This is a genomic window from Azotobacter armeniacus (genome assembly GCF_054779355.1).
On sequence record NZ_BAAGYK010000007.1, the window covers coordinates 1 to 22,357 of the forward strand.

The window sequence follows — 22,357 nt, forward strand, 5'->3', positions numbered from 1 at the left end:
CAGCGCCAGCAGGCAAACCCTTGATTTTCAAGGACTTCTGCAGACCCCTGCTCGGGAAGTGGGCGCATTATAGGGCGTCAGTTTTCGGCGTCAACATAAAATTGAAATCTTCTTCCCGAATAAAGCCGGACATATTGAGGCCATCCGACTCGATACAAGCGAGTCAGCCCCCACTTTATATGAAGGAGCGACCTCAGCCGACTCGCTTTCGACGCCACCATTGCAGTAGATACTGCACAGGACCGGAAGCCGCATATGCAAGGAAAATCAGCAGCAGGATCCGCGGTGGATCGCTGAAAACTACAGCGAAGACCAGTACAACCACCAGAATGGCGACAAAAGGCACCCGCCCCTTGAGGTCCAGATCCTTGAAGCTGTAATACTTGACGTTGCTGACCATCAGCATGCCCGTGCCTGCCACCAGCAGGGCAACCAAGGAAGCAATGTTCGAACCCTGAATGCCGAAATCACTGAAGGCCCAGACAGTACCAGCAACCACACCCGCCGCCGCCGGACTGGCCAAACCAATGAAGAAGCGCTTGTCGGCCTTGCCGACCTGGGTATTAAAACGCGCCAGGCGCAAGGCCGCCCCAGCCACATAGATGAACGCGACCATCCAGCCGACCTTGCCCATGCTGCTCAGCGCCCACTCGAAGGCAAGAATGGCCGGCGCCAGACCAAAGGCCACCATGTCGGAAAGCGAGTCGTACTCGGCCCCGAACGCGCTCTGCGTATTGGTCAGGCGGGCCACGCGACCATCCAGGCTATCCAGCACCATCGCAACGAAGACCGCAGCCGCAGCCACGTACAGATTTCCATTGATTGCATTCACAATGGAATAGAAGCCAGCAAACAAATTGGCCGTGGTGAACAGATTAGGCAGCAAATAGATACCGCGATGGCGGACCTTGTGCCCCTCCGCGTCCCGCCCTTCTTCGATGTGCTCGTCGATAGGTAACAGGCTTTCAGCTGCGGGTCCCTTATTGGGCTCCTCCGGGTGTTCGCTCATGAACAATACCTTGCAGGTTCAGAAAGAGTTTCTAGCCGATGCCTGCAATGCACGTCCGCAGGCACTCCGTTCCATCAGACTTTATACCAGAAGCCCGATCCCAACGAAAAAACGCGGCCGAAGCCGCGTCCTTTTATTGCATCTTCCGGCCTTAGTTCTTGGTCTTGTCGACGATTTTATTGGCCGCGATCCAAGGCATCATGGTACGCAGCTTCTCACCTACCACTTCGATGCCATGCGCGGCATTATTGCGGCGATAGGCAGTCATCGACGGATAGTGGGCAGCGCCTTCGGTGATAAACATCTTGGCGTATTCGCCATTCTGGATACGCTTCAGGGCATTGCGCATGGCCTGGCGGGACTGCTCATTGATCACTTCCGGACCGGTTACATACTCACCGTACTCAGCGTTGTTGGAGATTGAGTAGTTCATGTTGGCGATGCCACCCTCGAACATCAGGTCGACGATCAGCTTCAGCTCATGCAGGCACTCGAAGTAGGCCATCTCTGGCGCGTAGCCAGCCTCCACTAGAGTCTCGAAACCGGCCTTGACCAATTCGACGCAACCACCACACAGCACGGCCTGCTCACCAAACAGGTCGGTTTCGGTCTCATCCTTGAAGGTAGTCTCGATGATGCCGGTACGACCGCCGCCAACGCCGCAGGCATAAGACAGGGCTACATTCTTGGCATTGCCGGAGGCATCCTGGTAGACGGCAATCAGGTCCGGGATGCCGCCGCCACGCACGAACTCGGAACGCACGGTGTGACCCGGAGCCTTCGGCGCGATCATGATCACGTCGAGGTCGGTACGCGGCACCACTTGGTTGTAGTGGATGGAGAAGCCATGAGCGAACGCCAGGGTTGCACTCTTCTTCAGATTCGGCTCAATCTCCTCCTTGTACAGACGGCCCTGGAACTCGTCGGGAGTCAGGATCATCACCACGTCGGCAGCGGTGACGGCGTCCTTTACACTCTTCACGGTCAGACCATGGGCTTCGGCCTTGGCTACCGAAGCGGAACCGGCACGCAGACCGACGCAGACATCGACACCGGAATCCTTCAGGTTGCAGGCGTGCGCATGACCTTGGGAACCGTAACCGATGATGGCAACCTTTTTGCTTTGGATAATGGAAAGGTCGCAATCTTTGTCGTAATACACTTTCATGAGGTTACCCCTGTTATCTGGCCCGGTACGGCCATTTGCTAAATGGTGAGTACTTTATCGCCACGGGCGATACCAGTGACGCCACTGCGCACGGTTTCGAGGACCGAGGAAATGCCGATGGCATGCAGGAAGCTGTCCAGCTTGTCACTGGTTCCGGCGAGCTGAATGGTATAGACGCTACTGGTGACATCGACGATCTGCCCACGGAAAATGTCGGTGGTGCGCTTGATCTCGGCGCGCTGGGCACCAGTGGCCTTGACCTTGACCAGCAGCAGCTCGCGCTCGATGTGCGCACTCTCGGACAGGTCCACCAACTTGACCACTTCGATTAGCTTGTTGAGATTCTTGGTGATCTGCTCGATCACCTCGTCTTGTCCGGCGGTGGTCAGCGTCAGGCGCGACAGGGTCGGATCCTCGGTGGGAGCCACGGTGAGGGTCTCGATGTTGTAGTTGCGCTGCGAGAACAGGCCGACCACACGGGACAGAGCACCAGGCTCGTTTTCCAGCAGCAGGGAAATGATATGTCGCATGCTCAGGTCCGCTCCGTCTTGCTCAGCCACATGTCACGCATCGCGCCGTCCCTGATCTGCATTGGGTAGACGTGCTCGCTGGTATCCACCGCGATGTCTAAGAACACCAGGCGGTCCTTCATGGCGAAGGCCTCTTCCATCTTCGGCTTGAGATCCTTCAGGTTGGTGACGCGCATGCCGACGTGGCCATAGGCCTCGGCCAGCTTGACGAAGTCAGGCAGCGACTCCATATAGGAATGGGAATAGCGGCTGTTGTACTGCATGTCCTGCCACTGGCGGACCATGCCCAGCGCGCCATTATTCAGGTTGACGATCTTCACCGGCAGGTCGTACTGCAGACAGGTCGACATTTCCTGGATGTTCATCTGGATGCTGCCCTCCCCCGTCACGCAGGCCACATCGGCCTCGGGAAAGTTCAGCTTGACACCCATCGCGGCCGGGAAACCGAAGCCCATGGTCCCGAGACCGCCGGAATTGATCCAACGATTGGGCTTGGCGAACTTGTAGTACTGGGCCGCGAACATCTGATGCTGACCTACGTCGGAAGCGATATAGGCATCTCCCCTCGTGACTTCGCACAAGGTCTCAATCACAGTCTGCGGCTTGATGATGCTGCCGTCGCCCTTGTCGTAGGGGAACAAGCCGCGTGTACCGCGCCACTCGTCGATCTGCTTCCACCAGTTGGCCACGACATCCTTTTGCGGCATCACGCCAATTTCCTGGACGATGGAGATCATCTCGGTGAGCACGCTGTCGACTGGCCCGACGATCGGAACATCAGCCTTAATGGTCTTGGAAATCGACGCCGGATCGATGTCGACATGGATAATCTTGGCGTTCGGGCAGAACTTGGCCGCCCCGTTGACCACCCGGTCATCGAAGCGCGCACCGACGGTGAGGATCACGTCGGAATGGTGCATCGCCAGGTTGGCGGTGTAGCTGCCGTGCATGCCAAGCATGCCGAGGAATTGCCGGTCGTTGCCCGGATACCCACCCAGGCCCGTCAGGGTATTGGTCACCGGCAGGTTGAGCATCTGCGCCAGCTCGGTGAGCTGGGCGGCAGCCCCGCCCATGATCACGCCGCCACCAGAGTAGAGTACAGGGCGCTTGGCCGCCAGGAGCACCTCTACGGCTTTGCGAATCTGCCCGGAGTGACCACGCAGCGCCGGGCTGTAGGAGCGCAGCTTGACCTTCTTCGGATAGACATACTCATACTTCTGGGTCGGATCGCCCATGTTCTTCGGAATGTCCACCACCACCGGACCGGGCCGGCCGGTCTCGGCGATGTAGAAAGCCTTCTTCAGCACCTCGGGAATTTCCGAGGGATGCTTGACGATAAAGCTATGCTTCACGATCGGGCGGGAAACGCCGATCATGTCGGTTTCCTGGAAGGCGTCGCTGCCGACCATGTTGCTCGGCACCTGTCCGGAGATCACCACCATCGGAATGGAGTCCATGTAGGCGGTAGCGATGCCGGTGATGGCATTGGTCGCACCGGGCCCCGAGGTCACCAACACCACACCGGCCTTGCCGGTGGCACGGGCATAGCCATCGGCCATGTGGGTGGCCGCCTGCTCGTGACGGACCAGGATATGGGTGACTTCCTTCTCCTTGAACAGGGCATCGTAGATGTGCAGAAGGGCACCGCCCGGATATCCGTAGATGTACTTAACGCCTTCGTCGCGCAAGAAGCGGACGACCATTTCAGCGCCGGATAAAAGCTCCACGTTGTTCACCTCTAGAACGCCAGATTGCCGCCCGCGACCGAGCGGCCTGAATAGGTTACTGCCAAACAGGCATGAGCGACGGTTGTCGCCGCCTACGCAGCGCTGTCGAGCAAGTATCGGGAGGCCCGGAGTGTGTTGCAGGATTCTCCCACCCAGCGCGAGGTAACGCGTTGCGGGTGTCTCAGGTCGGCGTGGATGACGCCTCATGTCTGCTGAGCTGAAGCCCGCTTGCGGCGAACCCCACTGCAGCGAACCTTGAATTGTTCGGATTCACTCAAGTCAAGTCAAGTGATGCCTCGGGCTTTCAGCCATTCCGCAGCCGTGACGGGATGCCATGAGGGGCACTACCGCTCCGGTATAGTGGCCACACGCCTCTACCGAGACTTAAGGAAACCCCATGAGACACATGATCCTCACTAGCCTGCTGCTCACCTTGGGCACAACCGCCATGGCTGGCCAGGTCTACACGTGGGTGGACAAGCAAGGCGTGACCCACTTCAGCGAACAACCTCCAAACGACCAGGCAAGCACTACGCTCAGCACCGCTCCCCTCGCCCCCCGACTGCCCGCACTGGAAAGGCTGCCGCCTGTACAGTCAAGCGATCCCGAACAGGAGGCCGTCGAGCGCCGGGTGAAGCGTGACGTCGCCATCCAGGAAACCAAGCGCAGGGAATATTGCGAAACCGTGCGCGCCAACCTGACCCAACTGGAGAACAACCCCAGACTACGGGCCCAGATCAATGGAGAAATGCGTAGACTGACCGAGGAAGAACGGCAAGCCCGCATTGCCGAGGCGAAAAAAGCCATAGAGCACAGCTGCCGCTGACCAGTCGGATGCGCTCAGCCCCTGCCCGAAATCAGCCGATCGACTTCGCCAAGCAATGCCAGCAGACGTCCTATCTCGGCACGCCGCTCGCAATAGGCCACCTCGGCCATCGGCCGAATCCCCGAAGCGGCGGGAAGAGCACCACCGCTCTCGAGGATCAGCCTCATCCGCGGCAGGAAGATCCACTGCAGCCACTCTTCGAAGGCCAGGGCGTCAACACAGAATGGCTGCTCGCTGGACAACGCCTCGTCGCTCGGCGGCAGCCGTGCCCACAGTCCCAGAACCCGCAGCTCCCGCTCGATCAACAGGAGCTGCTCGGCCAGTACCGGGACACGCACATCCATCACAGATTGACCCGCGCCCGTTCACGGGCTTGGGCTGCGCCGGCCATATCCCCCTGACGCTCGCGCGCCTGAGCGATCAAGCCCCACAGACTGGCCTGCAAGGCCGGGCGACCGCTGGCGTAGGTCAGGGCGCGACGCGCCTGCTGCTCGGCCTGGGCGGCATCGCCCTGAGCCAGGCGCACCTCAGCCAACCGGTAGAGCACCTGCGGCTCGCGCGGGGCGATGCGCTGCGCCCGCTCCAGGCTGGAGGCAGCGCTTTCCAGATTACCGCTGCCCTGCTCCTGCTGCGCGGTGGTGAGCAGCGCCAGAATCGGACCATCTAGCTGCTCGTCGGCGGCCAGACTGCCCGAAGAGGTAGAGCTGCCACCCGGAACGCCGTTCGGCTCGCTGGGCATGGAATAGCCGGTGTTGCTTCCAGGTGTGGTGGTGGCGGTGATCGGTTGCGAAACGATCGGCGTCACACTGCCCGAGGCGTCCGACGCCGGGTAGGTCTGGATCGGCGCCGAGCCGGCGCTCCCGCCGGGCACCATCACCACCACCCCGGAATCCTGCTGGGCGGGGACCGGTGCCTGGGGTGCCGCCGCCACCGGAGGACGAGAGGCCGTGCCGGCGCTACGGCCCTCCTGCCGGTCGTAAACCGAACCACTCGACTCGACTACCGGAATCGAGCCACGCTCGACCGTCGCACAGCCACTCAGCAGCGTGCTTGCCGCCACTGCACCAATCAACCACCTGTTCACCTGGCACCCTCTTCGCTCAATTCGACCAGCCGCGCACCCAATCCATGACATCCTGAACACTCTCGATCACATCCTGCACATTCCCGGCAGGGGCCTGCGGCAGGCCACAAGTGGGTCCCAGTGGCGGCTCACTACCCCGAATATAGGGCATCTGCACCGCATCCGGACAACCCTGTTCAGAACCCAGCCCACTGCGCGCGTCCACCCAGGCCTGGGTGACATTGTCCGGCACCGGCATGTCCAGCGGCAGTGGATCAGCCTTGACCATGAAGTCCGTCCAGACCCGCAGGGCACCAGTAGCGCCGGTCAGCGGAGTCTTGCCGTTGTCGTCGCGGCCCAGCCAGACCACCGCCAGCAAATCCTGGCTGAAGCCGGCGAACCAGCTGTCCCGCGAGTCATTGGTGGTGCCGGTCTTGCCGGCCAGATTCAGCGAGCGCGGCAACTGGCTGTAGACCGAGCGCCCCGTCCCCTCTCGCATCACCCGCTGCATAGCGTTCTGCAGTAGATAGATGGCCCCCGGCTCGAAACGCTGCTGGATCTGGAACGGATAGCGCTTGAGCGGCTCGCCGTCGGCGGCCAGAACACTGCGGATGCCGCGCAACGGCGTGTTGAATCCGCCGCTGGCGATGGTCAGGTACATGCTGGACACTTCCATCGGGGTCAACGCCCCGGCTCCCAGCAGCATCGACGGGTAGGCCGGCCATTCGCGATTGACGCCCAGACGCGCCAGCGTCTTCAACACGTTCGGCACACCCAGATCGAGACCGAGCTTGGCGGTCGACAGGTTGTAGGAATTGGCCAGTCCCTGATAGAGATAGATGTCGCCATGGGCCTGGTGGTCGTAGTTCTGCGGGCGCCAGAGCTGGCCGTCCTGGCCTTTCACCGTGAAAGGCACATCTGCCAGCCAGCTGGTCAGGGTGTACTGGCTGGGCCGCTCCAGCGCGGTGAGATAGATCGCCGGCTTGATCAGCGAACCGATCGGCCGCACCGCATCCAGCGCCCGGTTGAAGCCGGCGAAGCGCGACTGGCGGCCGCCGAGCAAGGCCAGCACCTCACCGGTCTCCGGATTGCTCACCACCATCGACGCCTCGACCGGATCGCCTCCCTTTCCGATGCGCTTGAAGGTATCGCGCACCGCGGCCTCGGCCTTGTTCTGCAGGATCGGGTCGAGACTGGTGAAGATGCGAAGCCCCTCCTCGGTGAGGTCGGCCTCCTGGTAATCCTCGCGCAACTGGCGCTTGACCAGATCGAGGAACGCCGGATGGGAGCTGTTGGCCAGGCTGCCACGGGCGGTGACGCCAAGCGGCTTCTGCTTGGCGGCGGTGGCCTGCGCGGCCTCGATCACCCCCTGCTCGACCATAAGGTCGATTACCAGGTTACGCCGCGCCATGGCCCGCTCGGGGTTGCGGCGCGGATTGTAATAGGTGGGGCCCTTGACCATGCCCACCAGCAGGGCCACCTGATGCAGTTGCAGCTCGGCCAGTGGCTGACCGAAGAAGTACTGGCTGGCCAGACCGAAGCCATGCACTGCACGATTGCCGTCCTGGCCCAGGAAAACCTCGTTGAGGTAGGCCTCGAGAATCTCGTCCTTGTCGTAGTGCAGCTCCAGCAGCACGGCCATCATGGCCTCGGTGGCCTTGCGTACCAGGCTGCGCTCATTGCTCAGGTAGAAGTTCTTTACCAACTGCTGGGTCAGCGTGCTGCCGCCCTGGACCACTCCACCCGCCGCGGCATTGACCCACAGGGCGCGGACAATGGACTTCGGCGACACCCCGAAATGGCTGAAGAACTCGCGATCCTCCACCGCCACCAGGGTCTCCACCAGGTAGGGCGGCAGCTCATTGCGCTGGACCAGGAGGCGGTCCTCGTTGTGCGCCGGGTACAGGCCGCCAATCAGCAGCGGCTCCATCCGCACGACGGCCAGGTCGCTACCGTTGGCGCCGCTCAGTCCGGCAACATAGTCGCCGGAGAAGCGCACCCGGATCCTCCGGGCCGGCTCCGCGCCCTCATAGAAACGAAAGCCACGGGTATGCAGATCGACGGTGTTGCCGGCCACGGCAGCCGAGCCCGGTCCGGCGATGGCCTCGCGGCGATAGCCGAGGGCATCCAGCTCGGTGAGGAAGTCCTGCTTCGACAGCTTGAGACCGGAGAACAACTCCAACGGCCGGGCATAGACCTTGGCCGGGAGCGTCCAGCGCTTGCCGGAAAATTTCTCCTGCACCATGGCATCGAGATAGACGGCAAAACCAGCCAGCAGCACCAGACCGACCAGAATAAGCTTGGCGGTCCAGCCCAACCAGGAACGGAGGGTGCCGGAGCGGCGGGAGGGGCGCGATTGAGGAGAGCGGGTACGTGTCATGGCGGCGCATTATACGCATTTTACCCACCCTCGATAGCGCAGACCGGCGGTTTGCAGAGGCGCTCCCAGCGGCCATAATGCGACCCTTCGCCCAGACTTCCCCAGCAAGGACTGACCGTGAGCCAAGCCCTGATCAACGCCCTGCAGAACCCCACGCTTTATCCGCACGCGGTGACTGAGTTCAAGGTCATCGAGACCCACATCTCCTGGGTCCTGCTCACCGGCCCCCATGCCTACAAGCTCAAGAAGGCCGTCGACTTCGGCTTCCTCGACTTCACCGGGCTGGCGGCACGCAAGCACTTCTGCGAGGAGGAGGTGCGCCTGAACCAGCGCCTGACCCGCGACCTCTACCTCGAAGTGCTGCCGATCACCGGCAGCGAGAGCGCCCCGCAGCTGGCCGGCGAAGGTCCAGTCATCGAATACGTGGTGAAGATGCGCCAATTCCCACAGAGCCAACTGCTCGGCGAAATGCAGGCCCGTGGCGAGCTCGCCCCCGAGCACATCGACGCCCTGGCAGAGCGGATCGCCACCTTCCACCTGCACGCGCCGAAGGTGCCGGCAGCGCATCCGCTGGGCAGCGCGGAGGCGGTGATGAGCCCGGTGCGGCAGAACTTCGAGCAGATCCGTCCACTGCTCGCCGAACCGGCCGACCTGCAGCAGCTCGACGCCCTTGAGGCTTGGGCGGAGACCAGCTTCGAACGCCTGCGGCCGCTGCTCGAACAGCGCAAGGCGGACGGCTTCATCCGTGAATGCCACGGCGATCTGCACCTCGGCAACGCCACCCTGCTCGACGGCCAGGTCGTGCTGTTCGACTGCATCGAGTTCAACGAGCCGTTTCGCCTGATCGATGTCGCGTGCGACGCCGCCTTTCTCGCCATGGACCTGGAGGACCGCGGCCTCAAGGGCCTTTCTTGGCGCTTCGTCAGCAGCTGGCTGGAACTGACCGGCGACTACGCCGCCCTGCCGCTGCTGAACTTCTACAAGGCCTACCGCGCCATGGTGCGCGGCAAGGTCAGCCTGTTCCGCCTGGCGCAGGAAGAGAGCGCCGAGCGGCGCGCCGCCATTCTCCAGCAGTACCGCAACTACGCCAGCCTGGCGGAACGTTACAGCGCCATTCCCTCGTGCTTTCTGGCCATCACCCACGGAGTTTCCGCAGTCGGCAAGAGCTACGTTGCCCGGCGCCTGACGGAAGAGTTCGGCGCTATCCGCTTGCGTTCGGACGTCGAACGCAAGCGTCTGTTCGGCGAGCAGCAGGCGGCCGACCAAGGCCAGGTGGCGAGCGGCATCTACAACGCGCAGGCCAGCACGGCGACCTACGAACATCTGCACCGCCTGGCCGCCGGCGCCCTGCAGGCCGGCTTTCCGGTGGTGATCGACGCGACCTACCTGAAGCAGGCACAGCGCACGGCCGCCTGGCAGGTCGCCGAGGACAACGGTGTCCCCTTCCTGATCCTCGACTGCCAGGCACCCGAAGCGCTGATCGCCGAATGGCTCGCAGAACGCCGGACCGAAGGCAAGGACCCGTCCGACGCCACGCTAGAGGTGGTCAGGGCGCAGCAGGCCAGCCGCGAGGCCTTGACCGAAGCCGAACAGCAGCTCAGCCGGCGGGTCGACACCCACCTCGCCGCCAGCCTTGACGACTTGGTGGCGCGTATGCGCAAGCGCCTCCCCGACCTGTAAACCCTCCCCCTTCCTGCCGAAAGCGCCCGATGGGCGTCTTCGGCATCTTGGCATTCAAAAACTCCGACGAAAAAAACCACAGACAGCACTTGACCAACAAATGAGAAGCGTTATTATTTGAAAACTGATCGCGAGATCAGCGGTAAACTGACAGAGCGGCTACTCTTCAGGTTATCTCCTCATCAGGCTAATTACGGTTTTCGACCCGGCTCTGCCGGGTCTTTTTTTTGTGCTCGTCGGCAGCCCGCATCTCGGCGCAGTAGTCGCGGGCTGGCGTCGCCGGGGTGTACCAGACATAGTCGGCGGCTTCCGACTCCACCGTCTCCCCGCCCTCGGCCAGCAGCAGCACGATATTGCCGACCGCCCCACCGAGATCGGCCAAGTGCAGGGGTACCCCCAGATCGCGTCGCACATGGTAGGCGCCGGCCAGCAGCAGGGCCGGCTGCGGCGCGGCCAGCAGGCGCTCGGCCATGCGCCGGTCCCGCCGCTGCTGGACGGCGAGCATCGCCGGCCACTGGGATTCCGGCAGCTGGCCGCAGTGGGAGGTGCCAATCTGCTCAAGCAAGGCCTCGCGCACCCGCGCGTCGGTCGAAGCGGTGCCGGACAGCACCGGCCGCTCGGCGTAGACGCGGCGAATTTCCTGCGTATCCAGATTCGCCGCCAGCAGCGGATAGGGCTGCGCCAGCGCATGGTGCAACAGCGGACCGTACAGCGCCCAGTCCCAGCCCTGGCGCCAGGCCAGTGCCGCCGGCAGATCCGCCGGCGCGCGGCCCTCGGCGAACGCGGCCTGGGTCGCCACCACCCGCGCCTGCTGATCGGGCTCGAGCATCTCCAGCAGCAGACTGCCCTGTGCCCGTCGTCCGGCCAAGGCCTCGAGCAGCCACAGCTGCAGGGCATGATGGTCGGGATTATCATGCTTCTCGCCGACCAGCAGCCGCGGCGCCGCGGCCAGCCGCTCGACCAGCTGCGCCGGAGTCAGGCTGACGCCGCTGCGCAGGTCGCGGATGGTGCCGGGTTCGGTACCGCCCGCCTGCCAGGCGGGCAACGGCGGCAGCGTCTGGCAGGCCGCCAGTAAAGCCAAGCCGATGAACAAAAATGAGCGCATGAATCCTCCTCAACGCGCCACGATCAGCGGATGGCCCCGCTCCGGATGGCGCTGCACCAGTACATCGAGGCCGAAGACCGCCTTCAGCGGCCCGGCACGCAGGACCTCCTCGGGACCGCCGAGCGCCTGCATGCGACCACCGGCCAGCAGCAGCAGGCGGTCGCAGTAGCGCGCCGCCAGGTTCAGGTCGTGGAGTATCACCAGCACAGCCGTGCCGCGCCCGGCGAATTCCCGCACCGCCTGCAGGATGCTGTGCTGGTGCAGGGGATCGAGCATCGAGGTCGGCTCGTCGAGCAGCAACACCTGCTGCGCCCCGCCTGGCCAGAGCTGCGCCAGTACCCGCGCCAGATGGACCCGCTGGCGCTCGCCGCCGGACAGGGTCAGGTAGCTGCGCCCCGTCAAGTGCGTGGCGCCCGCCGCCGCCAGTGCCCGAGCGACGATCACGGCATCGCGCAGCCGGCCGCTGGCATGGGGCAGACGGCCGAAGCCGACCACCTCCTCGACGCGGAAGGCGAACTCCAGCGCCGGACTCTGCGGCAACACCGCCAGCCGGCGCGCCCGCTCGGGACCACGCCAGCTGGTCAGCGACTGGCCATCCAGGCGGACCTGCCCTACCGCCGGGTGCAACTCGCCGCCGAGCGCCGCCAGCAGCGAGGACTTGCCCGCACCGTTCGGTCCCAGCACGCCGAGCAGCTCGCCGGGCAGCAGATCCAGATCGATATTACTCAATACCCGTCTGCCGTCGCGCTGCACGGCCAACTGCTCGGCCTGCAGCATCAGAGCGGTGCCTGCCGCAGCAGATAGAGGAAGAAAGGCGCGCCGAGCAGCGCCGTGACGATGCCGAGCGGCAGCTCGGCCGGGGCCAGCAGCAGGCGCGCCAGCAGGTCGGCGAACAGTAGCAGGCTGGCGCCGGCGAGCATGGCCGCCGGCAGCAGCAGGCGATGATCCGGCCCGCAGAGCAGGCGCAGCAGGTGCGGCACCAGCAGACCGACGAAACCGACCATCCCCGCCGCCGCCACCGCCGCGCCCACGCCCAGAGCCGTGCAGAACACCAACTCGCGCTTCAGCCGCTCCACCTCGAAGCCCAGATGACGCGCCTCCGACTCGCCCAGCAGCAGGGCATTCAGCGCCCCGGCACGGTGCGGCAGCCAGAGCACCATGCCCAGGGTCGCCAGCAGCAGCGGCCAGAGCCGGGCATAGCTGGCGCCGCTCAGGCTGCCCAGGTTCCAGAAGGTCAGCCGGCGCAGCGCGGCATCGTCGGCCAGATAGCCGAACAGACCGATCACCGCGCCGGCCAGAGCGCTTAGGGCAAGCCCGGCGAGCAGCATGGTGGCCACCCGGGTCTGGCCGTCGCGCCGCCCCAGCCGGTAGACCAGCGCGGTCACCGCCAGACCGCCGGCGAAGGCGCTCGCCGACAACAAATAGGGCGACTCCTCGGGTGGCACTCCAGCACCGAACAGCGAACCACCGACGATTGCCAGCGCCGCGCCCAGCGCCGCACCGCTGGACACCCCGATCAACCCGGGATCGGCCAGTGGATTGCGGAACAAGGCCTGCATCGCCACCCCGCTCAGCGCCAGCACGCTGCCCACCGCCAAGCCGAGCAGGGCCCGCGGCAGACGGATCTGCCCGATGATCAGCTCGGCCTGCCCGAGCCCCGCCCCGTCCAGCGGCACACCGGCCAGGCGCAGCAGGGCCTGCAGAGAGTCCGCCAGGGACAGGCGCAGCGGCCCCAGCGTCAGCGACAGACAGAAGGCGAGCGACAGTAGCAGGCCCAAGGCAATCAGAAGGACTCGGGGGCGGCGGATGAAGGCAATCATGAAGGAATCTGGCAGCACAGGTGGCAGCAAGCATAAGAGGCGGCCCGACCAATCGCCAGCGCATGGCTTCCTCCGCCACCTGCCGAAGTGGATAATCCCCGGCTTTTCGGGAGGCGCCATGAAGTTTATCTGTGCCGGGAATGCCCTCGGCGAAGGACAAAGCCGCGGCTTCCTGCTGGAAGACCAGAAACTCTTCGCGATACGCAAGGATGGCCGGGTCTTCATCTACGTCAATCGCTGCCCGCATCTGGGCATTCCGTTGGAATGGCAGGCCGACCGCTTTCTCGACCCCAGCGGCAGCCTGATCCAGTGCGCCACCCATGGCGCGCTATTTCTGATCGACAACGGCGAATGCGTGGCCGGCCCCTGCGCCGGAGAGCACCTGCTGCGCATCGACTGCCGCGAGGACACCGCCGGCATCTGGGTGCAGCTGTAACCCGCTCCCTCTCACCCTGCCGGGCCTAGGGCCACACCTCCAGCCGGCGCGTCAGGCATATCGCCGCGGGCGACAGCTCGGCGCCATAGGCGAGCACCTCGACGCCCGCCACCACGGCCTCGCACAGCGCCCGCGCATAGTCCGGATCGACTTCCACCGCCGGGCGCACCGCCTCGATGCCGGACAGGTTCACGCAGTACAGCTGCACCGCGCGCACGCCCTGCCGCGCCAGGGCCGCCAGCTCGCGCAGATGTTTGGCACCGCGCCCAGTCCGCGCATCGGGGAAGGCGGCAACCGGGTTGCCGGCGAAGCCCAGGGTGACGCTCTTCACCTCGACGAAGGCCATCCCGCCTGGATAGTCCAGGCAGAAATCCACCCGGCTATTCTCCAGCCCGTAGCGCACCTCCCGCCGCAGCCCGGTGAAACCCGCCAGCTCGGCGATCAGCCCGGCGCGCAGTGCCTCCTCCACCAGCGCGTTGGCCCGCACGGTATTCACGCAGGCCAGCCGCCCCTGCGGTGTCTCGCTCAGCTCCCAGGTACCCGGCAGCTTGCGCCGGGGGTCGTTCGAGCGACTGAACCAGATGCGCCCGCCCTCCGCCATGCAGTTGAGCATGGAGCCGGTGTTCGGGCAGTGAATGCACAGCGCCTCGCCGGCCGGCGTCTCGATGTCAGCGAGAAAGCGCTTGTAGCGGCGCAGCAGACGCCCCTCCTCCAGCGGCGGGTCAAACCGCATCAGGCTGCCAGCTCTTCAGACCGAGGGCGATGCGCTCGACTGCCTGCTCTAGGAGCGGCAGGCTCTGGGTATAGGCAAAGCGTACATGACGGCCGGCCCGATGGCGGCCGAAATCGACCCCCGGGGTGATGGCGACGAATTCGCGCTCCAGGAAGTGCCGGCAGAAGGCGAAGGAATCCCCGCCGAAGGCACCGATGTCGGCATACAGATAGAAAGCGCCTTCGGGCTCCACGGCGATGCCGAAGCCCAGCTCGCGCAGGGCCGGCAGCAGATAGTCGCGGCGCCGGGCAAATTCGCCGCGGCGCTCCTCGAGAATCGCCAGGGTCTCGTCCTCGAAGCAGGCCAGCGCAGCATGCTGGGCCACGGTCGAGGCACTGATGTAGAGGTTCTGTGCCAGCTTCTCCAGCTCGGGCACCGCCGCCTCGGGCGCCACCAGCCAGCCAAGCCGCCAGCCGGTCATGCCGAAATACTTGGAAAAGCTGTTGAGCACGAAGGCGTCGTCGTCCACCTCCAGCACGCTGTGCGCGTCCACGCCGTAGGTCAGGCCGTGGTAGATCTCGTCCACCAGCAGATGGCCGCCGCGCGCGCGCAGGGCGGCGGCCAATGCCGCCAGCTCGTCGCGCCGCAACAGCGTCCCGGTGGGGTTGGCCGGCGAGGCGACCAGGGCGCCGACGCTCTCCGCGTTCCAGTGCTGCGCGACCAGCTCCGGAGTCAACTGGTAACGCTGCTCCGGCCCGACCGGGACCAGCTGTGCGCCGCCCTCGATCAGACGCAGGAAGTGGCGGTTGCAAGGATAGCCGGGATCGGCCAGCAGCCAGTGCCGGCCTGGATCGACCAGCAGACTCGTGGCCAGCAGCAGGGCGCCCGAGCCGCCGGGGGTGATCAGGATGCGCTCGGGGTCTATATTCAAGCGGTAACGCCGTTCGTAGAACCTGGCGATGGCCTCGCGCAGCTGCGACAGGCCGCGCGCGGCAGTGTAGCGGGTATGCCCGGCCGCCAGCGCTGCCTGTCCCGCGGCGACGATGGGCGCTGCCGTGGTGAAGTCCGGCTCGCCGATCTCCAGGTGGATCACGTCGTGGCCTTGCGCCTGGAGCTGGTTGGCACGGGCCAGCAGGGCCATGACATGAAAAGGTTCGATGGCGCGACTGCGCGCACTGTAGGATATGGCCACTGGCCTTCCTTCAAGACAGGGGGCGGAGGACGGATTCTACCCACACGGGACCGCTCTGGCAGCTATTGCGGCAAGCTGGTGGGAGTAGCGCGGCCCGATGGCTTCTGGTAAGTTCGATCGCTTGCGGTCGCAGGGCCGACGGCGTCGGCAGGGCATTTATGTGCCTGCGTGTATGGATTAGAGAGAGCGAGGCGGTCATCCATGCCTACCAAAGCAAAACAGAACAGCCAACTGGCTCGCGGTTTTGAACCCTACCCGGAAACCCCGGGCGAGGAGTACATGAGCGACAACATGCGCGCTCATTTCACCAACATCCTCAATAAATGGAAGCAGGAGTTGATGGAGGAGGTCGACCGTACCGTGCATCACATGCAGGACGAGGCCGCCAACTTCCCCGACCCCGCCGATCGGGCCAGCCAGGAAGAGGAGTTCAGTCTGGAACTACGCGCCCGCGATCGCGAGCGCAAGCTGATCAAGAAGATCGACGAGACCCTGCAACTGATCGAGGACAACGAATACGGCTGGTGCGACTCCTGCGGTGTGGAGATCGGCATCCGCCGCCTCGAGGCACGCCCCACCGCCACCCTGTGCATCGACTGCAAAACCTTGGCGGAAATCAAGGAAAAGCAAATCGGTTCCTGATCCTGCAAGCGGGGCGCCATAGCGCTCCGCTTCGCATCTGCCGCCCGATCGCCAGCTCCTCAGAGCGCCGCATGACAGCCTCCCCGCCCTTCCCCTACGTCGGCCGCTTCGCTCCCACTCCCAGCGGCTACCTGCATTTCGGTTCGCTGATCGCCGCCCTGGCGTCTTATCTGGATGCGCGTAGCGTCGGCGGCCGCTGGCTGCTGCGCATGGAAGACCTCGATCCACCCCGCGAGATGCCGGGCGCCCAGACCACCATCCTCAAGACCCTGGAAGACTACGGCTTCGAATGGGACGGTGCGGTCGTGCGGCAGAGCGAACGCCTGACGCTGTACGGCGAGGTGGTCACGCACCTACTCGAACGGGACCTGGGCTACGCCTGCACCTGTTCGCGCAAGCAGCTGGAGGGATTTTCCGGGATCTACCCGGGCTTCTGCCGGGACGCCGGGCGAGAGCCCCGTGACGCAGTCATCCGCCTGCGTGTGCCGGACCGCGAATACGCCTTCGTCGACCGGGTACAGGGCGCCCTCGCCCAGCACCTCGGCTGCGAGGTCGGCGACTTCGTGATCCGCCGCCGCGACGGCCTCTATGCCTACCAGCTAGCGGTGGTCCTCGACGACGCCTGGCAGGGGGTGACCGACGTGGTGCGCGGCGCCGACCTGCTCGACTCGACACCCCGCCAGCTCTACCTGCAGGAGCTGCTCGGCCTGCCCCACCCACGCTACCTGCACGTACCGCTGATCGTCCAGCCGGACGGCCACAAGCTGGGCAAGTCCTACCGCTCGCCCCCGCTCCCTGCCGAACTGGCCGGTCCGCTGCTGCTGCGCGCCCTGCACGCCCTTGGCCAGCGCCCACCTGCCGAGCTGGAGAACGCCCGCCCGCGGGAGCTGCTCGACTGGGGCATCGCCCACTGGGATACCGGGCGCATCCCGCGCTGCCGGACCCTGGCCGAGGCAGCGCTGGGCTGACCGGTCGGCGTTCTCGCCCGACTGGCAGAAGCGCCGCCACGTTTGCGCCGGAGCGCGCTTCCATTACCATCGCCGACACTCACGTCCCAAAAAGAGAGATGCCATGTACATCTATCGGCTGGTCCTGCTGCTGGTGGTAGGAATCTATCTGTTTTCCCCCGCCATCATGGATTGGTGGATCGATCCCAACGGCGCCTGGTACCGCCCGTACCTGCTGTGGCTGATTCTCATCGTGGTGACCTTCATTCTACAGAGCCAGCCCGACGCCGATGAGCTTTAGTCTGAGTCAACTGCTGCTGATCAGCGCCGCCTATCTGCTGACCCTGTTCGGCGTCGCCTGGCTCAGCGAGCAGGGTCTGATCCCACAGCGGATCGTCCGCCACCCGCTGGTCTACACTCTGTCGCTCGGCGTGTACGCCAGCGCCTGGGCCTTCTACGGTGCAGTCGGCATGGCCTACCAGTACGGCTATGGCTTTCTCGCCTGCTACCTGGGAGTTTCCGGTGCCTTCATGCTGGCGCCGGTACTGCTCTATCCGATCCTGCGCCTGACCCGCACCTATCAGTTGTCGTCCCTGGCCGACCTGTTCGCCTTCCGCTTTCGCAGCACCTGGGCCGGCGCGTTGACTACCCTGTTCATGCTGGTCGCGGTGCTGCCGCTGCTGGCCCTGCAGATCCAGGCAGTCACCGACTCGGTGGGCATCCTCACCCAGGAGCCGGTGAAGGAGCGCGTGGCACTGGGCTTCTGCGCCTTGATCCTCCTCTTCACCATCCTCTTCGGCTCGCGGCACATCGCCACCCGCGAGAAGCACCAGGGCCTGGTCTGCGCCATCGCCTTCGAGTCGCTGGTCAAGCTGACGACCCTCGGTAGCATCGGGATCTATACCCTGTATCGCGTCTTCGACGGCCCCCAGGGGCTGGAGCAGTGGCTACTGCAGCAGCGGGAAGTACTGGGCACGTTGCACACCCCGCTGCAGGAAGGCCCCTGGCGCACCCTGCTGCTACTGTTCTTCGCCTCGGCCATCGTCATGCCGCACATGTATCACATGACCTTCACCGAGAACCTCAACCCCCGCGGCCTGGTCAGCGCCAGCTGGGGCCTGCCGCTGTTCCTCCTGCTGATGAGCCTGGCCGTCCCGCTGATCCTCTGGGCCGGCATGCGCCTGGAAGTCGCCGTCGGCCCGGAATACTACACTCTGGGCGTGGGCCTGGCGCTGGAAAACGAGCTCCTCACCCTGCTGGCCTATGTCGGTGGCCTGTCCGCCTCCAGCGGGCTGATCATCGTCCTCACCCTCGCCCTGTCGGGGATGACCCTCAACCACCTGGTGCTGCCGCTGTACCAGCCGCCGGCCGAGGGCAACATCTACCGCTGGCTGAAGTGGACGCGGCGCACGCTTATCTTCGCCATCATCGCTGCCGGCTACGCCTTCTACCGGCTGCTGGATGCCCGCCAGAACCTGTCCAATCTTGGCATCACTGCCTTCGTCGCCACCCTGCAGTTCCTCCCCGGCGTGCTCTCGGTCCTCTACTGGCAGACCGCCAACCGCCGCGGCTTCATTGCCGGACTGCTGGTTGGCATGACGGTGTGGCTGGTCGGCATGATGTTGCCCATTCTGGGCAACCTGCAGGGCGTGCACCTGCCGCTGCTGGATTTCGTCTATGTGCTGGACGACACCAGCTGGCACCTGGTGGCGATCACCTCGCTGGCCGCCAACGTGCTGGTGTTCTCCCTGGTCTCGCTGTTCACCGAGCCGAGCGTCGAGGAGCGCAGCGCCGGCGAAGCCTGCGCCGTGGACAACGTGCGCCGGCCGCAGCGCCGCGAGCTGCTGGCCACCTCCGCCCAGGAATTCGCCAGCCAGTTGGCCCGCCCGCTCGGCGCGAAGATCGCTCAGCGCGAGGTGAAACAGGCCCTGCGCGACCTGCACCTGCCGTTCGACGAGAGCCGCCCCTTTGCCCTGCGCCGCCTGCGTGACCGCATCGAGGCCAACCTGTCCGGCCTGATGGGGCCGAGCGTGGCACAGGACATTGTCGAGACCTTCCTGCCCTACAAGACTGCCAGCGAAGACTACGTCACCGAGGACATCCACTTCATCGAAAGCCGCCTGGAGGACTACCGCTCGCGTCTGACTGGCCTGGCCGCCGAGCTTGATACGTTGCGCCGCTACCATCGGCAGACCCTGCAGGAACTGCCGATGGGCGTCTGCTCGCTGTCCAAGGACCAGGAAATCCTCATGTGGAACCGGGCCATGGAGGAGCTCACCGGGATTTCCGCCGAGCGCGTGGTCGGCTCCTGCCTGGCGACCCTCGATGCCCCTTGGAAAGGCCTGCTGGAAGACTTCATCCAGCGCTCCGACGAACACTTGCACAAGCAACGGCTGTCGCTGGACGGCCAGGTGCGCTGGCTCAACCTGCACAAAGCGGCGATCGACGAACCCCTGGCACCGGGCAGCAGCGGCCTGGTCCTGCTAGTCGAGGACCTCACCGAGAACCAGCTCCTGGAAAACAAGCTGGTGCACTCCGAGCGCCTGGCCAGCATCGGCCGCCTGGCCGCTGGCGTAGCCCACGAGATCGGCAATCCGATCACCGGCATCGCCTGTCTGGCGCAGAACCTGCGCGAGGAGCGCGAGGGCGACGCCGAACTGGGCGAAATCAGCAGTCAGATCATCGACCAGACCAAGCGGGTGACGCGCATTGTCCGCTCGCTGATGAGCTTCGCCCATGCCGGCAGCCACAAGCAGGCCAGCGAAGCGGTGTGCCTGGCCGACATCGCCCGCGAGGCCATTGGCCTGCTGTCGCTCAACCGCGAAGGCGTCGAGGTACAGTTCCTCAACCTGTGCGATCCCGCCCATTGCGTCGTCGGAGACCCCCAGCGGCTGGTCCAGGTGCTGGTCAACCTGCTCTCCAATGCCCGCGACGCCTCCCCGCCCGGCGGCGCCATCCGCGTGTGCAGCGAAGCCACGGAACACAGCGTCGACCTGATCGTCGAGGACGAAGGCGGCGGCATCCCCAAGGCCATCGCCGGCCGCCTGTTCGAACCTTTCTTCACCACCAAGGACCCCGGCAAGGGGACCGGCCTCGGCCTCGCACTGGTCTATTCGATCGTGGAAGAGCATTATGGCCGAATCACCATCGACAGCCCGGCCGACTCCGAGCGGCAATGTGGGACCCGTGTCCGGGTTACCCTGCCACGGCATGTCGATACGCCGTCGGCGCCGTGAGACCATCGAGAGAACCCGTCCGATGCCACACATTCTGATCGTCGAAGACGAAACCATCATCCGCTCCGCCCTGCGCCGCCTGCTGGAGCGCAACCAGTACCAAGTCAGCGAGGCCGGCTCGGTGCAGGAAGCCCAGGACAGCTACAGCATTCCCGGCTTCGACCTGATCATCAGCGACCTGCGCCTGCCCGGCGCTCCCGGCACCGAGCTGATCCGGCTGGCCGAGGGCACGCCGGTACTGATCATGACCAGCTACGCTAGCCTGCGCTCGGCGGTGGACTCGATGAAGATGGGCGCGATGGACTACATCGCCAAGCCCTTCGACCACGACGAAATGCTCCAGGCCGTGGCGCGCATCCTCAGCGAGCGCCGCCACGCGCTACCGACGGCCGCCGCCCACGAGCCGGCAGCGCAGCCCCCCGCCCCGGCCGGGGAGGAGATCGGCATCATCGGCTCCAGCCCGGCCATGTGCGACCTGTTCGGCAAGATCCGCAAGGTCGCCCCGACCGACTCCACAGTGCTGATCCAAGGCGAATCCGGCACCGGCAAGGAGTTGGTCGCGCGCGCCCTGCATAACTTGTCGAAGCGCGCCAAGGCGCCGTTGATCTCGGTGAACTGCGCGGCCATTCCGGAAACCTTGATCGAATCCGAACTTTTCGGCCATGAGAAGGGTGCCTTCACCGGCGCCATTGCCGGACGCACCGGTCTGGTCGAGGCCGCCGACGGCGGCACCCTGTTCCTCGACGAGATCGGAGAGCTGCCCCTGGAGGCACAGGCGCGCCTTCTGCGCGTGCTGCAGGAAGGCGAGATCCGCCGGGTCGGCTCGGTGCAGGCGCAGAAGGTCGATGTCCGCCTGATCGCCGCCACCCACCGCGACCTCAAGGGGCTGTCCAAGACCGGCCAGTTCCGCGAGGACCTGTTCTACCGGCTCAACGTCATCTCGCTCAAGCTACCTGCCCTGCGCGAACGCGAAGGCGACGTCCTGGAAATCGCCCGGGCCTTCCTGAAGCGCCAGAGCCAGCGCATGGAACGCGGCGAGATGCACTTCTCCCCTGAAGCCGAGCGAGCCATCTGCCAGTACGCCTGGCCGGGCAACGTACGCGAACTGGAGAACGCCATCGAGCGCGCAGTGATCCTTTGCGAGGGCCTGTCGATACCTGCCGACCTGCTGGGCATCGACATCGAACTGGAAGACTTGGAGGACGAAGACTTCGCCGAACTCCCCGGCTCGAATGTCGGCACCAGCCACGAGCCCACCGAGGACCTCTCGCTGGAGGACTACTTCCAGCACTTCGTCCTAGAGCACCAGGACCACATGACCGAAACCGAGCTGGCCCGCAAGCTCGGCATCAGCCGCAAGTGCCTGTGGGAACGTCGTCAGCGCCTCGGCATCCCGCGCCGCAAGTCGGGCGCTCCCAGCAGCCCCTGAACGCCGCCCGGGTAACAGCTGGCCGGGAGCAGGCTGTTACCCACGACAAAAGTGGTAACAGAAACCGGGGCGACAGGTAACCAAACCTCGACTGCCTGCTTCCCGCCTTTCGGCAACATATATTCAAAGTACTGTTTAATAAGGAATTTTTCAATCATGGCACGACACCTGCTTTATTAATCCACACAACAACAATAACAAGACGTACCACTCATAATGAAAACGACTGACACGACTCCAGCCTAACAAGAACAACGACGCAGAGACGGGGCCAACCGATTTTTTTGGAGTAGACACATGCCTGTCGGGCGAAGCCCGCAGCCAGGCCGAGAACAACAAAACTGCCCCGAGGCAGCACCCGAACTGGTGGGTCGGCATGACCCAGGCAACATCAGCGACCAAAGAAATCCGTTTGCTATTGGCTCCCCTGTTGGGGGCCATCCCGGAGCCCACGA

Annotated in this window: 20 protein-coding genes; 8 read left to right on the forward strand and 12 right to left on the reverse strand. The window is 64.7% G+C overall.

Features of this window, described 5'->3' with window-relative positions; genetic code table 11:
• Positions 1–193: 193 nt before the first annotated feature.
• From pssA to ACYVD0_RS01975, 4 genes are all read right to left on the reverse strand, one after another.
• Positions 194–1,009, reverse strand: coding sequence for a CDP-alcohol phosphatidyltransferase family protein (gene pssA, locus ACYVD0_RS01960; protein ID WP_460425229.1), 816 nt, complete (start codon positions 1,007–1,009; stop codon positions 194–196).
• A gap of 151 nt (positions 1,010–1,160) precedes the next feature.
• Positions 1,161–2,177 carry an NADP-dependent ketol-acid reductoisomerase gene (ilvC, locus tag ACYVD0_RS01965; RefSeq protein ID WP_460425230.1) on the reverse strand — a complete coding sequence of 339 codons (1,017 nt, stop codon included), beginning with the start codon at positions 2,175–2,177 and terminating at the stop codon, positions 1,161–1,163.
• 38 nt (positions 2,178–2,215) lie between these two features.
• Entirely contained in the window at positions 2,216–2,707 is a 492-nt protein-coding gene (ilvN, locus tag ACYVD0_RS01970) for an acetolactate synthase small subunit (RefSeq protein ID WP_460425231.1), read from the reverse strand.
• A gap of 2 nt (positions 2,708–2,709) precedes the next feature.
• A complete protein-coding gene (locus ACYVD0_RS01975; protein WP_460425232.1) occupies positions 2,710–4,434 on the reverse strand; it encodes an acetolactate synthase 3 large subunit in 1,725 nt (574 codons plus the stop codon).
• Between the two features lie 397 nt (positions 4,435–4,831).
• Between ACYVD0_RS01975 and ACYVD0_RS01980 the strand changes: the two genes are divergently transcribed.
• Positions 4,832–5,260, forward strand: a complete 429-nt coding sequence (locus tag ACYVD0_RS01980; RefSeq protein WP_460425233.1) for a DUF4124 domain-containing protein — start codon at positions 4,832–4,834, stop codon at positions 5,258–5,260.
• Positions 5,261–5,274: 14 nt separating this feature from the next.
• Here the strand turns inward: ACYVD0_RS01980 and ACYVD0_RS01985 are convergent, their stop codons facing one another.
• The 3 genes from ACYVD0_RS01985 to mrcB are packed head-to-tail and all read right to left on the reverse strand — an operon-like array spanning position 5,275 to position 8,703.
• Positions 5,275–5,604 carry a YqcC family protein gene (locus ACYVD0_RS01985; protein ID WP_460425234.1) on the reverse strand — a complete coding sequence of 110 codons (330 nt, stop codon included), beginning with the start codon at positions 5,602–5,604 and terminating at the stop codon, positions 5,275–5,277.
• Entirely contained in the window at positions 5,604–6,344 is a 741-nt protein-coding gene (locus ACYVD0_RS01990; protein WP_460425235.1) for a tetratricopeptide repeat protein, read from the reverse strand. Before ACYVD0_RS01990 ends, ACYVD0_RS01985 begins: the two co-directional genes overlap by 1 nt.
• A 16-nt stretch (positions 6,345–6,360) precedes the next feature.
• Positions 6,361–8,703, reverse strand: coding sequence for a penicillin-binding protein 1B (gene mrcB, locus ACYVD0_RS01995; RefSeq protein WP_460425236.1), 2,343 nt, complete (start codon positions 8,701–8,703; stop codon positions 6,361–6,363).
• Positions 8,704–8,820: 117 nt separating this feature from the next.
• Here mrcB and ACYVD0_RS02000 point away from each other — a divergent pair, with 117 nt between their 5' ends.
• Positions 8,821–10,383, forward strand: a complete 1,563-nt coding sequence (locus ACYVD0_RS02000; RefSeq protein ID WP_460425237.1) for a bifunctional aminoglycoside phosphotransferase/ATP-binding protein — start codon at positions 8,821–8,823, stop codon at positions 10,381–10,383.
• 187 nt (positions 10,384–10,570) lie between these two features.
• Here the strand turns inward: ACYVD0_RS02000 and ACYVD0_RS02005 are convergent, their stop codons facing one another.
• The 3 genes from ACYVD0_RS02005 to ACYVD0_RS02015 are packed head-to-tail and all read right to left on the reverse strand — an operon-like array spanning position 10,571 to position 13,308.
• Positions 10,571–11,488 carry a ChaN family lipoprotein gene (locus tag ACYVD0_RS02005; RefSeq protein ID WP_460425238.1) on the reverse strand — a complete coding sequence of 306 codons (918 nt, stop codon included), beginning with the start codon at positions 11,486–11,488 and terminating at the stop codon, positions 10,571–10,573.
• A gap of 9 nt (positions 11,489–11,497) precedes the next feature.
• The gene (locus tag ACYVD0_RS02010) at positions 11,498–12,265 is read right to left on the reverse strand and encodes a heme ABC transporter ATP-binding protein (RefSeq protein WP_460425239.1); all 768 of its coding nucleotides are present in this window, start codon (positions 12,263–12,265) and stop codon (positions 11,498–11,500) included.
• The gene (locus ACYVD0_RS02015) at positions 12,265–13,308 is read right to left on the reverse strand and encodes a FecCD family ABC transporter permease (RefSeq protein ID WP_460425240.1); all 1,044 of its coding nucleotides are present in this window, start codon (positions 13,306–13,308) and stop codon (positions 12,265–12,267) included. Before ACYVD0_RS02015 ends, ACYVD0_RS02010 begins: the two co-directional genes overlap by 1 nt.
• Before the next feature lie 118 nt (positions 13,309–13,426).
• Here ACYVD0_RS02015 and ACYVD0_RS02020 point away from each other — a divergent pair, with 118 nt between their 5' ends.
• Complete coding sequence (locus ACYVD0_RS02020) at positions 13,427–13,744, forward strand: Rieske (2Fe-2S) protein (RefSeq protein ID WP_460425241.1); 318 nt, start codon at positions 13,427–13,429, stop codon at positions 13,742–13,744.
• Positions 13,745–13,769: 25 nt separating this feature from the next.
• Here the strand turns inward: ACYVD0_RS02020 and sfsA are convergent, their stop codons facing one another.
• Positions 13,770–14,477 carry a DNA/RNA nuclease SfsA gene (sfsA, locus tag ACYVD0_RS02025; protein WP_460425242.1) on the reverse strand — a complete coding sequence of 236 codons (708 nt, stop codon included), beginning with the start codon at positions 14,475–14,477 and terminating at the stop codon, positions 13,770–13,772.
• Positions 14,467–15,648: a pyridoxal phosphate-dependent aminotransferase gene (locus ACYVD0_RS02030; RefSeq protein WP_460425243.1), complete on the reverse strand. Its 1,182-nt coding sequence runs from the start codon at positions 15,646–15,648 to the stop codon at positions 14,467–14,469. The genes sfsA and ACYVD0_RS02030 overlap by 11 nt, the downstream gene beginning before the upstream one ends.
• 201 nt (positions 15,649–15,849) lie before the next feature.
• Here ACYVD0_RS02030 and dksA point away from each other — a divergent pair, with 201 nt between their 5' ends.
• The 5 genes from dksA (at position 15,850) to ACYVD0_RS02055 (ending at position 21,902) form a co-directional block, all read left to right on the forward strand.
• Positions 15,850–16,290, forward strand: a complete 441-nt coding sequence (gene dksA, locus ACYVD0_RS02035; protein ID WP_460425244.1) for a TraR/DksA C4-type zinc finger protein — start codon at positions 15,850–15,852, stop codon at positions 16,288–16,290.
• Between the two features lie 71 nt (positions 16,291–16,361).
• Positions 16,362–17,258 (forward strand): glutamyl-Q tRNA(Asp) synthetase, encoded by an 897-nt coding sequence (gene gluQRS, locus ACYVD0_RS02040; RefSeq protein WP_460425245.1) that lies wholly within the window; start codon positions 16,362–16,364, stop codon positions 17,256–17,258.
• A 103-nt stretch (positions 17,259–17,361) separates the two neighbouring features.
• Positions 17,362–17,538 (forward strand): hypothetical protein, encoded by a 177-nt coding sequence (locus tag ACYVD0_RS02045; RefSeq protein WP_012702757.1) that lies wholly within the window; start codon positions 17,362–17,364, stop codon positions 17,536–17,538.
• Positions 17,528–20,473 (forward strand): ATP-binding protein, encoded by a 2,946-nt coding sequence (locus tag ACYVD0_RS02050; RefSeq protein WP_460425246.1) that lies wholly within the window; start codon positions 17,528–17,530, stop codon positions 20,471–20,473. The genes ACYVD0_RS02045 and ACYVD0_RS02050 overlap by 11 nt, the downstream gene beginning before the upstream one ends.
• 22 nt (positions 20,474–20,495) lie before the next feature.
• Positions 20,496–21,902: a sigma-54-dependent transcriptional regulator gene (locus ACYVD0_RS02055; RefSeq protein WP_460425247.1), complete on the forward strand. Its 1,407-nt coding sequence runs from the start codon at positions 20,496–20,498 to the stop codon at positions 21,900–21,902.
• The last annotated feature ends 455 nt before the right edge of the window (positions 21,903–22,357 follow it).

Coding starts and splice junctions, on each gene's coding strand:
- mrcB (WP_460425236.1), bottom strand. CDS start 8,703: ATGACACGTACCCGCTCTCCTCAATCGCGCCCCTCCCGCCGCTCCGGC.
- gluQRS (WP_460425245.1), top strand. CDS start 16,362: ATGACAGCCTCCCCGCCCTTCCCCTACGTCGGCCGCTTCGCTCCCACT.
- dksA (WP_460425244.1), top strand. CDS start 15,850: ATGCCTACCAAAGCAAAACAGAACAGCCAACTGGCTCGCGGTTTTGAA.
- ACYVD0_RS02015 (WP_460425240.1), bottom strand. CDS start 13,308: ATGATTGCCTTCATCCGCCGCCCCCGAGTCCTTCTGATTGCCTTGGGC.
- ACYVD0_RS01980 (WP_460425233.1), top strand. CDS start 4,832: ATGAGACACATGATCCTCACTAGCCTGCTGCTCACCTTGGGCACAACC.
- pssA (WP_460425229.1), bottom strand. CDS start 1,009: ATGAGCGAACACCCGGAGGAGCCCAATAAGGGACCCGCAGCTGAAAGC.
- ACYVD0_RS01985 (WP_460425234.1), bottom strand. CDS start 5,604: ATGGATGTGCGTGTCCCGGTACTGGCCGAGCAGCTCCTGTTGATCGAG.
- ACYVD0_RS02050 (WP_460425246.1), top strand. CDS start 17,528: ATGAGCTTTAGTCTGAGTCAACTGCTGCTGATCAGCGCCGCCTATCTG.
- ilvC (WP_460425230.1), bottom strand. CDS start 2,177: ATGAAAGTGTATTACGACAAAGATTGCGACCTTTCCATTATCCAAAGC.
- ACYVD0_RS02005 (WP_460425238.1), bottom strand. CDS start 11,488: ATGCGCTCATTTTTGTTCATCGGCTTGGCTTTACTGGCGGCCTGCCAG.
- ilvN (WP_460425231.1), bottom strand. CDS start 2,707: ATGCGACATATCATTTCCCTGCTGCTGGAAAACGAGCCTGGTGCTCTG.
- ACYVD0_RS02010 (WP_460425239.1), bottom strand. CDS start 12,265: ATGCTGCAGGCCGAGCAGTTGGCCGTGCAGCGCGACGGCAGACGGGTA.
- ACYVD0_RS02055 (WP_460425247.1), top strand. CDS start 20,496: ATGCCACACATTCTGATCGTCGAAGACGAAACCATCATCCGCTCCGCC.
- ACYVD0_RS02020 (WP_460425241.1), top strand. CDS start 13,427: ATGAAGTTTATCTGTGCCGGGAATGCCCTCGGCGAAGGACAAAGCCGC.
- sfsA (WP_460425242.1), bottom strand. CDS start 14,477: ATGCGGTTTGACCCGCCGCTGGAGGAGGGGCGTCTGCTGCGCCGCTAC.
- ACYVD0_RS02045 (WP_012702757.1), top strand. CDS start 17,362: ATGTACATCTATCGGCTGGTCCTGCTGCTGGTGGTAGGAATCTATCTG.